Here is a 16,001-nt window from a genome sequence, read left to right as displayed (position 1 = left end):
TAATGCAATTGCTTGCAAGTACATAAATACTAGGAACACTTGTTATGTCTATCACTAAAGAAAAAATTTTAGACGCAGTTGCCAAAATGTCTGTCATGGACGTGGTTGAATTGGTCTCCATGATGGAGAAAAAGTTCGGCGTTTCTTCCTCTGTTTCCGTTGCTGCAAGTGGCTCAGCTGACTCTGAAGAAGAAAAAATTGAGTTTAACGTTGTTTTGAGCGCAATCGGCGTAAATAAAGTTGCTGTCATTAAAGCTGTGCGTAGCGCTACTGGTCTTGGCTTAAAAGAAGCTAAAGACTTGGTTGAATCCGCACCTGCCACCTTGAAAGAAGGTGTGAGTAAAGATGACGCCAATGCACTGAAGAAAGTCCTTGAAGAAGCAGGCGCTTCTGTTGAGGTTAAATAAATTACCTTTAAATTTACAGCCTGAATTAGGCTAGTGGCTGGTGACTTTTAGGTCGTCATCAGCCTTTTTGTCTGTAGGGATTAGGCACCATTGAGTCACTGATTACTTCGATATTTTCCATCGACGACTTAATATTCTGCATCGCTTGCTGATGTCTTCCAGGTTTAGAAAAGTTCAGCGAAATGATTCAATAATAATAGCAACAAGCATCAAGTATTACGAAGAGAATTAGATTCTCCGATCGTGATAAATAGCGTTGCATGCACTGTCCTAGTAGGGCGGATAGAGTAAGTCAACTTGTCAGCTAGCTGAGGAACCCTATGGTTTACTCCTATACCGAAAAAAAACGTGTTCGTAAGGACTTTGGAAAACGTCCGCAGGTTTTGGATGTTCCCTATCTCCTATCCATCCAACTTGACTCGTTTCAGAAGTTTATTGAGCAAGATCCTGAAGGTCAGTACGGTCTGGAAGCGGCTTTCCGTTCCGTATTCCCAATACAGAGCTACAGCGGCAACTCTGAACTACAATATGTTAGTTACCGCCTTGGCGAACCTGTCTTTGATGTCAAAGAATGCCAGATCCGCGGTGTGACGTTTTCCGCACCGTTGCGCGTCAAATTGCGCCTTATTATTTACGAACGCGAAGCGCCAGAAGGTACAGTAAAAGACATCAAGGAACAGGAAGTCTATATGGGAGAAATCCCGCTTATGACTGATAACGGCACTTTTGTCATCAATGGCACAGAACGTGTTGTTGTTTCCCAGTTACACCGCAGTCCTGGCGTATTTTTTGACAGCGACAAGGGTAAAACGCACTCTTCAGGTAAAGTGTTATACAATGCGCGTATTATTCCATACCGCGGCTCCTGGCTAGATTTCGAGTTTGATCCAAAAGACCACTTATTCGTCCGTATCGACCGCCGCCGAAAATTACCGGCGAGCATCATTTTGCGTGCGTTAAATTACAGCACCAGTCAGATCTTGGATACATTCTTCGAGAAAGTGATTTATGAAATTTGCGATAACAAGCTGCAGATGGATCTGCAGCCTGAGCGCTTGCGTGGTGAAACCGCTTCATTTGATATTGAAGCTAACGGCATCGTCTATGTCGAAAAAGGCCGTCGCATCACCGCGCGTCATATTCGACAATTGGAAAAAAGCGGCGTTACACAGATCACAGTGCCTGTCGAATATATTGTTGGCAAAGTAGTGGTAAAAGATTACTTTGATGAGAAGACTGGCAAGCTTATCGTTCCAGCTAACATGGCGCTGACATTAGATCTAGTGGACAAGCTGAAACAGGCTGGCTACAAACATATTGAAACATTGTTCACAAACGATTTGGATCACGGTGCCTATATTTCTGAGACGCTGCGTATTGATCCAACTAACGATCGTCTTAGCGCGTTGGTGGAAATTTACCGTATGATGCGTCCCGGTGAGCCACCGACTCGCGAAGCGGCCGAAAATTTGTTTGAAAATCTGTTCTTTTCGGAAGAACGTTACGATCTTTCCGCAGTTGGCCGAATGAAGTTCAACCGTTCGCTGATGCGTGAAGACATTGAAGGTTCCGGTATCCTCAACAAAAACGACATCATTGAAGTGATAAAAAAACTCATCAATATCCGTAATGGGAAAGGTGAAATCGACGATATTGACCACCTGGGCAATCGCCGTATTCGTTCGGTGGGTGAAATGGCGGAGAACCAGTTCCGCGTCGGTCTAGTTCGTGTGGAACGTGCGGTAAAAGAACGTCTGTCTTTAGGTGCTCTAGATACTTTGATGCCGCAGGATATGATCAATTCTAAACCAATTTCAGCAGCAGTGAAAGAATTTTTTGGTTCGAGCCAACTATCTCAGTTCATGGATCAGAACAACCCGCTGTCCGAGATTACCCATAAGCGTCGTATCTCCGCGTTAGGACCAGGTGGCTTAACCCGAGAACGCGCGGGATTTGAAGCGCGTGACGTGCATCCGACTCATTACGGACGTGTTTGTCCCATTGAGACTCCGGAAGGGCCGAACATTGGTCTGATCAACTCGCTGTCCGTATATGCACAAACCAACGAGTACGGTTTCCTAGAAACACCTTACCGTCGCGTGCAAGACGGCGTAGTTACTGACGAAATTCACTATCTGTCGGCGATTGAAGAAGGTAACTTTGTTATCGCGCAAGCCAACACTAACCTCGGAGACAATGGCCGTTTCATTGACGATTTGGTGACATGCCGTAGTAAAGGCGAATCGAGTCTATTCAGCCGAAATCAGATTGATTATATGGACGTTTCCGCTCAGCAGGTAGTTTCTGTCGGTGCTTCGCTGATTCCATTCCTGGAGCACGACGACGCTAACCGCGCCTTGATGGGCGCGAACATGCAACGTCAGGCGGTACCAACATTGCGTACCGACAAGCCGCTGGTTGGAACAGGTATGGAACGTGCGGTCGCCGTTGATTCCGGCGTTACCGTCGTAGCGAAACGCGGCGGAACGGTGCAGTACGTGGATGCCTCGCGTATTGTGATTAACGTTAACGCAGATGAGATGTATCCTGGCGAAGCGGGCATCGATATTTACAACTTGACTAAATATATCCGTTCTAACCAAAACACTTGCATCAACCAGACGCCTTGCGTTTCGCTGTGTGAGCCAGTCGAGCGTGGTGACGTGCTAGCTGACGGTCCGTCTACCGATCTGGGTGAACTTGCGCTGGGGCAGAATGTGCGTATCGCATTTATGCCGTGGAACGGCTACAACTTTGAAGATTCAATGCTAGTTTCCGAACGCGTAGTGCAGGAGGATCGTTTTACCACTGTGCATATTCAGGAACTAGCGTGCGTGTCTCGCGACACAAAACTAGGCCCTGAAGAAATTACCGCTGACATCCCGAATGTAGGTGAAGCCGCGCTCTCCAAACTGGATGAGTCCGGTATCGTCTATGTTGGCGCAGAAATGACCGGCGGCGATATTTTAGTAGGCAAAGTGACGCCGAAAGGGGAAACACAACTGACGCCAGAAGAAAAACTGCTGCGCGCTATCTTCGGTGAAAAAGCTTCCGACGTGAAAGATTCATCTCTGCGTGTACCAAATGGTGTTTCCGGTACCGTTATTGATGTGCAGGTATTTACCCGCGATGGCGTGGAGAAAGACAAGCGGGCGTTGGCAATCGAGGACATGCAGCTTAAGCAGGCCAAAAAAGACCTCACCGAAGAACTACAGATTCTTGAAACCGGTTTGTTTGCCCGTATTCACGATGTACTGATTTCCGGCGGCCTAGCAAAAGAGCAGCTGGATAAGCTGACTCGAGAGAGCTGGTTGGCACTAGGCCTGGTCGATGAAGAGAAACAAAACCAGCTTGAGCAGCTTGCTGAGCAGTATAATGAACTTAAACGCGAATTCGAAAAGAAACTAGAAGCAAAGCGCCATAAAATTACTCAAGGAGATGACCTGGCGCCAGGTGTGTTGAAAATTGTTAAGGTGTATCTAGCTGTGAAACGTCAGATTCAACCAGGCGACAAAATGGCAGGTCGTCACGGTAACAAAGGTGTTATTTCCAAGATCAACCCGATCGAAGATATGCCTTACGATGAACATGGTGTGCCGGTGGATATCGTTTTGAACCCACTTGGTGTACCGTCTCGTATGAACATCGGACAGATTTTAGAAACCCATTTAGGCATGGCGGCAAAAGGTATCGGCGATAAAATTAACGCCATGCTAAAGCAGCACGAAAAGGTGCCAAAATTACGCGCGTTTATTCAGAAGGCGTACAACTTAGGTGACGATATTCGCCAGAAATTAAATCTTAATACTTTTTCCGATGAGGAAGTGCTACGTTTAGCGGAAAATCTAAAGAAAGGTCTACCGCTCGCCACGCCGGTATTTGACGGCGCCAAAGAAAAAGAAATTAAGGAGCTGCTGCAGCTTGGTGGCCTGCCGACTTCCGGTCAGATTACCTTGTTTGATGGCCGCACTGGCGAACAATTCGAGCGCCAGGTTACGGTGGGATATATGTATATGCTAAAACTAAACCATCTCGTTGATGACAAGATGCATGCGCGTTCTACTGGCTCTTACAGCCTGGTTACCCAGCAACCGCTAGGCGGAAAAGCGCAATTCGGCGGCCAGCGCTTCGGGGAAATGGAAGTGTGGGCGTTGGAAGCTTACGGCGCGTCCTACACCTTACAGGAAATGCTTACCGTTAAATCGGATGATGTTAATGGTCGCACCAAGATGTATAAAAACATCGTGGATGATAATCACATGATGGAACCAGGTATGCCAGAATCTTTCAACGTCTTGTTAAAGGAAATCCGTTCTCTAGGCATCAATATCGATCTGGAAGAAGACTAATTTCCCGTCCATGGCAATTCGCACTGGCAATAAGCGCCTGAGCCTTTCAAAGGCCTAACAGCTCTAACTCCGACAGGAGCCAATCCGTGAAAGATTTACTTAAGTTTCTGAAAACGCAAACTAGAACCGAAGAGTTTGATGCGATCAAAATTACTCTGTCCTCGCCAGATATGATTCGTTCCTGGTCGTTCGGTGAAGTAAAAAAACCGGAAACTATTAACTATCGAACTTTTAAACCGGAGCGTGATGGTTTATTCTGTGCCCGTATTTTTGGCCCGGTCAAAGATTACGAATGCCTGTGCGGTAAGTACAAACGTTTGAAACACCGCGGCGTTATCTGTGAGAAATGCGGTGTTGAAGTGACACAGACTAAAGTGCGCCGTGAGCGTATGGGTCATATCGAGTTAGCTTCGCCAACTGCGCATATCTGGTTTTTGAAATCGCTACCGTCCCGTATTGGTTTGCTCTTGGATATGCCGTTGCGCGACATTGAACGCGTACTGTATTTTGAATCCTATGTCGTAATTGAAAGCGGCATGACTAATTTTGAACGCCGTCAGATTCTGACCGAAGAGCAATATCTAGACGCGCTGGAAGAGTTCGGTGACGAATTCGAGGCCAAAATGGGTGCTGAAGCGATCCAGGATCTGTTAAAAAACATGGATTTGAAACAAGAATGCAAACAGCTACGCGAAGAACTGGAAGAAACTAACTCTGAAACTAAGCGTAAGAAACTGACTAAACGCATTAAATTGCTGTCAGCCTTCGTGCTATCTGGCAACAAGCCAGAATGGATGATCCTGTCAGTGCTGCCGGTGCTACCACCGGATCTACGCCCGTTGGTACCGTTGGACGGAGGTCGTTTTGCGACGTCGGATCTCAACGATCTGTATCGACGGGTAATCAACCGTAACAACCGATTGAAGCGTTTATTGGATTTAGCCGCGCCGGATATCATTGTGCGTAACGAAAAACGTATGCTGCAAGAAGCGGTCGATGCGCTGCTGGATAACGGCCGACGGGGCCGTGCCATTACCGGTTCTAACAAACGTCCGTTGAAATCCCTGACCGATATGATCAAAGGTAAGCAAGGTCGCTTCCGCCAAAACTTGCTTGGTAAGCGCGTCGACTACTCTGGCCGTTCAGTTATCACTGTTGGTCCATATTTGCGCCTACATCAGTGTGGTTTGCCGAAAAAAATGGCGCTAGAGTTGTTTAAGCCTTTTATTTACGGCAAACTGGAGATGCGTGGTTTAGCAACCACCATAAAGGCGGCCAAGAAAATGGTCGAACGCGAAGAAGCAGCAGTGTGGGATATCCTTGATGAGGTCATCCGCGAACATCCGGTCATGTTGAACCGTGCGCCGACTCTGCACCGCCTGGGGATCCAGGCATTTGAGCCGGTACTGATTGAAGGTAAAGCTATTCAGCTGCATCCGCTAGTGTGTGCAGCATATAACGCCGACTTCGACGGCGACCAAATGGCGGTCCATGTGCCGCTGACGCTAGAAGCCCAGCTGGAAGCACGTGCTTTAATGATGTCAACCAATAACATCCTGTCGCCTGCCAACGGCGAGCCGATTATTGTACCGTCTCAAGACGTTGTGCTGGGTTTGTATTATATGACTCGCCACTGTGTTAACGGTAAGGGTGAAGGCATGGTGCTGACCGGGCCGAAAGAAGCAGAACGTATTTATCGCACCGGCGTGGCTGAACTACATGCCCGAGTTACAGTGCGTATCACCGAGCACCAAAAACTTGATAATGGTGAATGGATAGAAAATACTAATCTAGTAGACACCACCGTTGGCCGCGCTATCCTGTGGATGATCGTACCGAAAGGGCTATCGTTCTCGCTGGTAAACCAGGCGTTAGGCAAAAAAGCTATCTCTAGAATGCTTAATACCTGCTATCGTGTGTTGGGCTTGAAATCAACCGTCATCTTCGCCGATCAGATTATGTACACCGGTTTCGCCTATGCCGCCCGTTCCGGCTCATCAGTCGGCATTGACGATATGGTAATCCCGGAAAAGAAAGCCGAAATTATCAATGAGGCCGAAGCTGAAGTTGCCGAGATCCAGGAGCAGTTTCAGTCGGGTCTGGTTACTGCAGGTGAACGTTATAATAAAGTGATCGATATTTGGGCCGCGGCTAATGAACGTGTCGCTAAGGCAATGATGGACAACCTGTCTACTGAAGATGTGATTAACCGTGACGGAGAGAAAGAGCGTCAGGTTTCTTTCAACAGCATCTTTATGATGGCCGATTCTGGCGCACGTGGTTCAGCAGCACAGATTCGTCAGCTGGCTGGTATGCGTGGCCTGATGGCCAAGCCCGATGGCTCAATCATTGAGACACCGATTACCGCGAACTTTCGTGAAGGTCTGAATGTACTACAATACTTTATTTCCACTCACGGTGCACGTAAAGGTCTGGCGGACACTGCGCTGAAAACCGCGAATTCTGGTTATCTAACTCGCCGTTTAGTTGATGTAGCGCAAGATCTAGTAGTGACTGAGGACGATTGCGGCACTTTTACTGGTATCGTAATGACACCAGTTATTGAAGGCGGTGACGTTAAAGAGCCACTACGCGAGCGTGTTTTAGGCCGTGTCGCGGCAGAAGATGTCCTGAAACCAGGCACAGAAGATATTTTAGTTCAACGTAATACTCTTCTTGATGAACAGTGGTGTGATGTATTGGAAGAAAATTCTGTCGACAGCGTTAAAGTGCGTTCAGTCGTGACTTGCGACACCGATTTCGGCGTGTGCGCCAACTGCTACGGCCGCGATCTAGCGCGTGGAAATCTAGTGAATAAAGGCGAAGCCATCGGCGTTATTGCCGCACAATCTATCGGCGAACCCGGCACGCAGTTAACTATGCGTACATTCCATATCGGCGGGGCTGCGTCCCGTGCTGCGGCAGAATCTAGCATTCAGGTGAAAAACAAAGGGGTTATCCGTCTTATTAACGCGCAATTCGTAGTGAACAGCAGCGGTAATCTAGTAATTACTTCGCGTAATACGGAGTTAAAGCTGATTGACGAATTCGGCCGTACTAAGGAAACGTATAAAGTGCCTTATGGCGCCGTGATGGCCAAAGGTGATAATGCGGAGATTATGGGCGGAGAAACTGTTGCCAACTGGGATCCGCATACCATGCCGGTTATTACCGAAGTTGACGGTTTTGTCCGCTTCGTCGATATGGTTGACGGCCAGAGCATTACTCGTCAGACCGACGAACTAACCGGTTTATCCTCTATCGTTGTATTGGATACCGCGGAGCGTACCAGCGGAGGAAAAGATTTGCGTCCTGCACTGCGCATTGTCGACGTTAACGGTAACGATATGCTGTTGGCAGGTACTGACGTACCGGCACAGTACTTTCTTCCGGGGAAAACGATCGTGCATCTGGAAGATGGGGCAAAAATCACCGGTGGTGATATATTGGCGCGCTTACCGCAGGAGACCACCGGGACTAAGGATATAACCGGTGGTCTTCCTCGCGTTGCTGATCTCTTTGAAGCCCGTCGTCCGAAAGAACCAGCGATTTTAGCTGAGATCAGCGGTATCGTTTCCTTCGGTAAAGATACTAAAGGTAAACGTCGCCTCGTTATTTCGCCGGTGGATGGAAGTGACACATACGAAGAGATGATTCCGAAATGGCGTCAGCTCAACGTATTTGAAGGTGAACGCGTGGAGCGCGGTGATATAATTTCTGACGGTCCGGAATCACCACATGACATCCTTCGTCTGCGTGGCGTCCATGCGGTAACCCGTTATATCGTCAACGAAGTCCAAGATGTTTACCGTCTGCAGGGAGTGAAGATCAACGATAAACATATTGAAGTTATCGTTCGTCAGATGTTACGTAAAGCAACGATCATAAGCAGCGGCAGCTCGGAGTTTCTGGAAGGTGAACAAGCGGAATATTCACGCATCAAAATTGCTAACCGTCAGTTGAAAAGCGATGGTAAGGTAAAGATGACCTATATGCGCGAGCTTCTGGGTATCACCAAAGCCTCGTTAGCTACGGAGTCGTTTGTTTCTGCAGCGTCGTTCCAAGAAACCACGCGTGTCCTAACTGAAGCCGCTGTAGCCGGAAAACGCGATGAACTACGCGGCCTGAAAGAAAACGTCATTGTCGGACGATTGATCCCAGCAGGTACCGGTTATGCTTATCATCAGAAACGCACATGCCATCGTCAGCAAAGTGAAGTTCCGGCCATGCCGCAGATTACTGCCGATGAAGCTTCTGCAAACTTGTCTGAATTGCTAAATGCAAGGCTGGGCGGTAACAAGGGACAACTTTGCGTTCCAGATCTTTCCACATCGCCTATAACCTAGTATGTATAAAAATGTGCTGTTAGCCGGTTAACCATCGAGAGGGTTTCGTTTATTCGCGTCCTTCGACAGAAACGGGCGGTTATTGAGAAGAGATTTGACATATAAAGAGGCAAACAAAGCGACTAAAGCGACTTCAGATAGAAGCTGTTTGCTTATAACGAAACGACATCACATAAACCTGGGGAACCTGACACCAGAATGCCTGTATTAACTTATTTAATTTGCCGTTGTTATTTGCTAAAATCTCTTTATTCAACCCATGCTAATCGGACGTACTACTAAGTTCAAAGACGCACCTTGCCTGGCAAGGTGCATAGCAGCGTCAATAACGTATTGCACTTCATATAAGCATAAACAGATAGCGAAGATAATTTAGTAAATACTGAATAGCTTGCTCCAGGATGATCGCGTACGATGCAATCGGCGAAAATGCTGAGCACATCTCCAAATAATGACGCTATTGCTTAGCATAAGCGTTATTGTGTGCTCTCGGCGGATATTATTTCAAGATCGGTTGGCACGCGGCCAACGATAAGCACATGACCAAATCTTGTATTAGCTGTTATCTCACGCTACATTCTTGTGACAAATTCCTCAACCACGTGTCATAGCGACTTCTTAGTTCTCATGTTTTTGCACATCGGAAAGCCCAACGCTTCGCGTGAAGCGTAGTACGCTTCCGCTACGGCCTTAGTCAACCTACGGATCCGTAGGACATAGCGCTGGCGCTCAGTAACCGAAATAGCTTTTCTAGCATCTAACAAATTGAAGCTATGCGCCGCCTTCAGCGTACGCTCATAAGCTGGCAGCGGTAACGATTTTTTCAGAGCAAGTAGATTTTGCGCTTCTTTTTCATACTGTTCAAAACAGGTAAACAGAAAATCCACATTGGCATATTCAAAGTTATAAATGGATTGCTCGACTTCGTTTTGATGGAAAACATCACCATAGGTGATACGACCTAGCGGCCCATCGCTCCATACAAAATCATAAACGCTGTCGACACCCTGAAGATACATTGACAAACGCTCAAGCCCATAGGTAATTTCCACTGTGACCGGCCGGCATTCCAAGCTGCCCACCTGTTGCAAATAGGTAAATTGCGTCACTTCCATTCCGTTCAGCCAGACTTCCCAACCCAGTCCCCAGGCGCCTAACGTCGGATTTTCCCAGTTATCTTCCACGAAACGAATATCTTCAATAGTGAGATCTAAACCAATTTCTCTCAGCGAATCGAGATATAATTCCTGGATATTATCCAAAGAGGGTTTGATGATAACCTGGAACTGATAGTAATGTTGCAACCGGTTTGGGTTTTCACCATAGCGACCATCCATGGGACGGCGTGATGGTTGTACGTAAGCAGAAGCGATAGGCTCCGGGCCAAGCGCGCGCAGACAGGTCATGGGATGAGACGTTCCAGCGCCGACTTCTATATCAAGCGGCTGGATGATAGTGCAACCCTGGCGCGCCCAGTAATCTTGAAGCACAAGAATTAGGCCCTGAAAAGTCTTGGGATTAAACTTTTGCATAAGATTTCATTACGATAATTATCGCCGCACTTAATCTCCTCATGAGAATTAAGCCAATTTTCTCATACATGGTTTTGATCTTGCAAGACGAATAGTTTTACGAGCTGTGTTCATTATATGACATGTTGAGTCCAACAAGTCTTTATAGACTAGTTACAACATTACTCTATAGAAGAGTATAATGCGTAGCCGTATACCTTAAGTACTATCATAACTCAGATCACAACAGACAGGATGTGTTTAAGCACAGATAAACACACGTCAAGTTCGGCAGATTAGCAAACAGTAAATTGTTTATGCGTCATCTTACTTTTGCTCAGACAAACCTGTATGTAGTACAGCGCATAAAGTATCAGTAGAGCCAAAAATGAACATAGATGTTATCATTATATTTAAGTCACGATCCATCGTGTAAGCCTTAAAATACTATTTCGACATCTTATGACAATAAGGCTGATATGAAAAGACTCAATGCAGAGTAATTTAACATTTTGTACTCATATTGGGAGGAAGCATTTACCACTTTCTGGTGATTTTCCTGTTTGTCATTTAAACCGAAGCAAGCTTATCGCTATCTCTTATAGACGAAGAGCAAGTCTGGAACTGCATTCGTATTGCCGAGTGCGATTTTAAGAGATAACCACGGCAGATGGCAAACCACAACTCAACCCCGTTGACACTTGCACGTATTGCTTATGTGTTAATAACGTACGGTAACGGCTGAATAGATAACGCGCCGACGCTGTCGTTTCGCACGCGCAGTAGGCTGTTTGGCGTCAAATCATTATTCAAAATCGCTTGCACCCAGACGCTGCCGTCCTCTACCTGACACGCCGCCAGCACCGTACCGGTTCGCCGCCAATTATTTCCCATTTTGAGTTCTAAATCTTCGCCGGCGGAAGGAGATTTGCTGGCTTTGCCTGCCAGCCAATATAAGGCGTGTTTGTTTGCACCGTGATATTTTGCACGCGCCACCATTTCCTGGCCTATGTAACATCCTTTGTTAAAGCTGATACCATCCAACATCTGTAGATTGGCCGCCTGAGGGATAAATCGCATACTGTTAGCACTATCAATCACCGGATAGCCTGTCTCGATATCTAGCGCCAGCCATTGCTGGCTGTCGTTAAGATGGGCATAATTTTTTAGCTTGAACTGCAAAACGCCGCGTATAGCTGGCGTTGTTATCAATAAAAAGCGCGGCGCCGGCAGATTAAAGTATAACAACGTCGTGCTTTGATGATGCACAACCGGATGAGCCGCATTCGGCACACTGGTAAAAAGTCCGTTCAGCGCCACCTGTGCTTGAAAGCCCGCTATGCCTAATAAAATCGCGTTATCGTCGGCAACGATGGCCGTTTTAGAAAATACAGCATATTTTCTTAGTTCAGCGACTTGTTTGTCTCGCACACTGCGTCGTTCGATAAATGCCATCCCGTCATGATGATGAAATACACACAGATGGCTGAACATTTTGCCTTTAGGATCGCAATGGGCAGCGAAACTGAAGTGATCAGCCTCCAATGAAACGACATCGCAGGTCAACTGCCTTTGCAAATATTGTGCGGTGTCCGCACCGTTTAGCGTTACCAATGCCCAATCTTCCAGAGAAATGAGCGTCAGCGGCAGACGGCTGGAAGGAGAGGGTAAGCGTGAAGAGAAAGGAATCTGAGATAACATGTGATAATCCTTATCAGGATTCTGAAAACAATCTGCCATTATGTAATAAATAGAACAGAATGTAACTTAGATGTGTTAAGTTGTGTGTATATCGGTGATTAGATGAATATTAAGGTCTATATTATCTGAACATGATTTTAACTCTCTGAATTACCTGTGGTGCTTTTTTCAAACTGCTAAGCGACATTGACCCAGTCAAACGGAGAATTATTATGATTGTACTGCTTGTAGAATAAAATATGCCGGCGATAATGATACCAAAGAGCTACTGCTTTATAGGCGTCTATAAACGTTTGTAAGCGACGTCTAACGTCTTACTACATTACAGAGAGTATCCAGCCCCATCCGAACAATAAATAGTGATCAGATGGATTTTTGTTCGGATGGGGCTGGATGCAGGGATCCTAGCTTCAATACTATTCTGCTACATTTTAAAGAACGTCTAGCAGGTTGCTATTGTTGATAGCAGAGTCTAATAAGGTCTAATGTTGAAGTTGTGCTGCTGTGGAGCAAGCCCTAGCTGGTCATTTTATGTTTTAGCACAAGAATGAATAGATACAACAAGAATTATTAATACTATCAATCAAGTTCGACACATTCTTCTTCAGTCACGTCGTAAGAAAAAAGACTTAGCGGATAGAGCAATATTACTTGAATGTGCGTACCTATGATATGTAAAATTAAAATAGTGCAATCAGCGGATAAAATATGACTTCGTAATCATAACTCTGCTGTATGACGATGTAGTAGACAAATCTGATACGCGCCGTGGAAAAACAACGTCTAACGCAGATGTCAGCAACACTGCTAGTGTGTTGTTGGTCGGTAGTTTCATTTACACCTGTACTTTTTAGATGATGATAAAATTAATGTCCAATGCAGTTAATATTTTCTCTGAAGGCGAAGTTTTACGATTAATGAACTACAACGATCCGGGTATTACAATTAACAGCTACATGTGGATCATTTACAGCAAAACCGTGCGCCTATTTGAATAGGCGTCACAATCTTCTACTATTTTATCTGGAGCCGATGTTCGCCAAGAAGCGCCACTATGCCGACTATGATCGCTATCTAGGAGCTGCTTTCAATTAATTAACAATTTTCTGAATTATAGCACAGACAATAAAATGATAGGGAAGATATCGGTGATAATCTTAACGAAGACAAGTCAACGCTTCCTTTGTTTACACGTCATGTGTAACGGCATGTCGGAATAGATAGCGCTGGTCCGTTAGATCATTGAACGGGAATAATGGGCGTTGCTTGCTAAAAACAGCCTTAGAAACGATGAACCAACGCGGTTCTTTACGCTACACTTGTCGCTGTACAGAAGGAGAAGTGAATAAAGTTATCGCCTGTTTGTCTGTTTTCACTGCTTGTCTTTATCATTTTATCGTAATGCGCTGGAAAGCTTATCCCATGTAGAGACGCAGAGCGATTCATAGAGTCCTGTGTTCTCAAAAAGATGGATAGCGTATGCAAATCCGACAAGGATTTTGTAAAACTTCCCTTCGAAGAAACGCCTGACTTTAAGCATATTAAGTTAAAATTAACTAATAATGACATGCATTATCTAATACGTCGTTTTTTTTGCCGTGACCCCTTGATGCAAGGACGGCATGACCCCATCTTCTTTGAATTCAACATTGTTAAACCTGGAAAATTATTGGGCAGCGAAAACTTGAAAAGGTAATTTTCAACCGCACATCAGATTTACAACCACAACAAAATTGAACTCTAGTGGAGATGTTTTAGATGGGAAAAATCATTGGTATCGACTTGGGTACGACCAACTCTTGCATCGCAATTATCGAAGGTAGTAAGCCTCGCGTACTTGAAAACAGCGAAGGCGATCGCACGACTCCTTCTATCATTGCCTATACGCAGGATGGTGAGATTCTGGTTGGCCAACCGGCTAAACGTCAGTCCGTCACTAATCCGAAAAACACGTTGTTCGCCATCAAGCGCCTGATTGGTCGTCGCTACCAAGATGAAGAAGTACAGCGCGATGTCAGCATCATGCCGTACAAAATCATCGCGTCTGACAACGGCGATGCCTGGCTGGAAGTCAAAGGCCAGAAAATGGCGCCGCCACAAATTTCCGCTGAAATTTTGAAGAAAATGAAAAAAACCGCGGAAGACTATCTTGGTGAGTCTGTCACGGAAGCAGTCATCACCGTCCCGGCCTATTTTAACGATACGCAGCGCCAAGCCACTAAAGACGCCGGCCGTATCGCCGGTCTGGACGTTAAGCGTATCATTAACGAACCAACCGCAGCTGCGTTAGCCTATGGCTTGGACAAAGAAACTGGTAATCGTACCATCGCGGTTTATGACTTAGGTGGTGGTACCTTTGATATTTCGATTATCGAAATCGACGATGTCGAAGGTGAGAAAACCTTTGAAGTGCTAGCTACTAACGGCGACACCCATTTAGGTGGAGAGGATTTCGACAGTCGTCTTATTAACTATTTAGTCGATGAGTTTAAAAAAGATCAGGGTGTTGATTTGCGCAACGATTCTCTGGCGATGCAGCGCTTAAAAGAGGCGGCTGAAAAAGCCAAGATTGAACTGTCTTCCGCGCAGCAAAGTGACGTCAATCTGCCCTACATTACAGCCGATGTCTCTGGTCCTAAGCATATGAACTTAAAAGTAACCCGTGCTAAACTAGAGTCTCTGGTGGAAAAACTCGTCAATCGCACGCTTGAACCGCTTAAAGTGGCTTTGAAAGATGCAAGCCTGTCGGTTTCCGATATCAAAGATGTTATCCTAGTTGGCGGGCAGACTCGTATGCCGCTCGTGCAAAAGAGAGTTACCGACTTCTTTGGCAAAGAGCCACGTAAAGACGTCAACCCGGACGAGGCGGTAGCCATCGGCGCTGCAGTGCAGGGCGGTGTACTGGCCGGTGACGTGAAAGATGTGCTCCTACTAGATGTGACCCCGCTGTCGCTAGGTATCGAAACCATGGGTGGCGTAATGACACCGCTAATTGCTAAAAATACGACCATTCCGACCAAGCACAGCCAAGTGTTTTCTACAGCAGAAGATAATCAATCCGCCGTTACTATCCACGTGTTGCAGGGGGAACGGAAGCGTTCCGGTGATAATAAATCACTGGGTCAGTTCAACCTGGACGGCATTGCGCCAGCTATGCGCGGCACGCCGCAAATTGAAGTGACGTTCGATATCGACGCCGACGGTATTCTACACGTTTCCGCTAAAGACAAGAATAGTGGCCGAGAACAGAAGATTACGATTAAGGCCTCCTCTGGTTTGAGCGAAAAGGAAATCCAAAAGATGGTGCAAGAAGCAGAAGCAAACGCTGAATTCGACCGTAAGTTCGAGGATCTTGTCCAGACCCGTAATCGAGCCGACCATTTGATGCACAGCACCCGTAAGCAGTTATCAGAAGTTGAGGCTGACAAACTGCCGACTGATGATAAAACTGCTATTGAAGACGCTTTGAAAAATTTGGACACCGCTTTAAAAGGTGAGGATAAAGCCGACATTGAAACAAAAATACAAGTGCTTATTCAGGTGTCCGGAAAACTTTTCGAAGCGGCTCAGCAAAAGGCTCGCTCGGCGAGCGAAAGTAGCGCGAACGGCAGCGCCAAGGTCGACGACGATGTTGTCGACGCCGAATTTGAAGAAGTTAAAGATAAAAAATAATCGCCTTAAACGGAC

7 protein-coding genes are annotated in these 16,001 nt (G+C 46.2%); 5 read left to right on the top strand and 2 right to left on the bottom strand.

Translation table 11 applies throughout. The annotated features are described in order from the left end of the window. Nucleotides 1-44: 44 nt before the first annotated feature. The 3 genes from rplL to rpoC all read left to right on the top strand — a co-directional run bounded on the left by rplL (nt 45) and on the right by rpoC (nt 9,102). Complete coding sequence (gene rplL / locus A4A68_RS01605) at nt 45-407, top strand: 50S ribosomal protein L7/L12 (RefSeq protein WP_067565824.1); 363 nt, start codon at nt 45-47, stop codon at nt 405-407. 320 nt (nt 408-727) lie between these two features. After that, nucleotides 728-4,756, top strand: coding sequence for a DNA-directed RNA polymerase subunit beta (gene rpoB, locus A4A68_RS01600; RefSeq protein WP_067565821.1), 4,029 nt, complete (start codon nt 728-730; stop codon nt 4,754-4,756). Nucleotides 4,757-4,842: 86 nt separating this feature from the next. Beyond that, the gene (rpoC, locus tag A4A68_RS01595) at nt 4,843-9,102 is read left to right on the top strand and encodes a DNA-directed RNA polymerase subunit beta' (protein WP_067565818.1); all 4,260 of its coding nucleotides are present in this window, start codon (nt 4,843-4,845) and stop codon (nt 9,100-9,102) included. 605 nt (nt 9,103-9,707) lie between these two features. Here the strand turns inward: rpoC and glyQ are convergent. Both glyQ and ygfZ read right to left on the bottom strand, forming a co-directional pair. Continuing rightward, a complete protein-coding gene (gene glyQ / locus A4A68_RS01590) occupies nt 9,708-10,634 on the bottom strand; it encodes a glycine--tRNA ligase subunit alpha (RefSeq protein WP_067565815.1) in 927 nt (308 codons plus the stop codon). Between the two features lie 693 nt (nt 10,635-11,327). After that, on the bottom strand, nt 11,328-12,314 hold the full coding sequence (gene ygfZ, locus A4A68_RS01585; RefSeq protein WP_067565813.1) for a tRNA-modifying protein YgfZ: 987 nt from the start codon (nt 12,312-12,314) through the stop codon (nt 11,328-11,330). Between the two features lie 701 nt (nt 12,315-13,015). On the opposite strand from ygfZ, the gene A4A68_RS03685 reads away from it, so the two are divergent. Then, nucleotides 13,016-13,168 carry a polyprenyl synthetase family protein gene (locus A4A68_RS03685; protein WP_320409011.1) on the top strand — a complete coding sequence of 51 codons (153 nt, stop codon included), beginning with the start codon at nt 13,016-13,018 and terminating at the stop codon, nt 13,166-13,168. Nucleotides 13,169-14,072: 904 nt separating this feature from the next. Then, complete coding sequence (gene dnaK, locus A4A68_RS01575) at nt 14,073-15,986, top strand: molecular chaperone DnaK (RefSeq protein ID WP_067565807.1); 1,914 nt, start codon at nt 14,073-14,075, stop codon at nt 15,984-15,986. Nucleotides 15,987-16,001: the final 15 nt, after the last annotated feature.

The organism is Candidatus Doolittlea endobia (assembly GCF_900039485.1).
Lineage (GTDB): Bacteria > Pseudomonadota > Gammaproteobacteria > Enterobacterales > Enterobacteriaceae > Doolittlea > Doolittlea endobia.
This window is presented reverse-complemented; position numbering and strand designations above follow the sequence as displayed.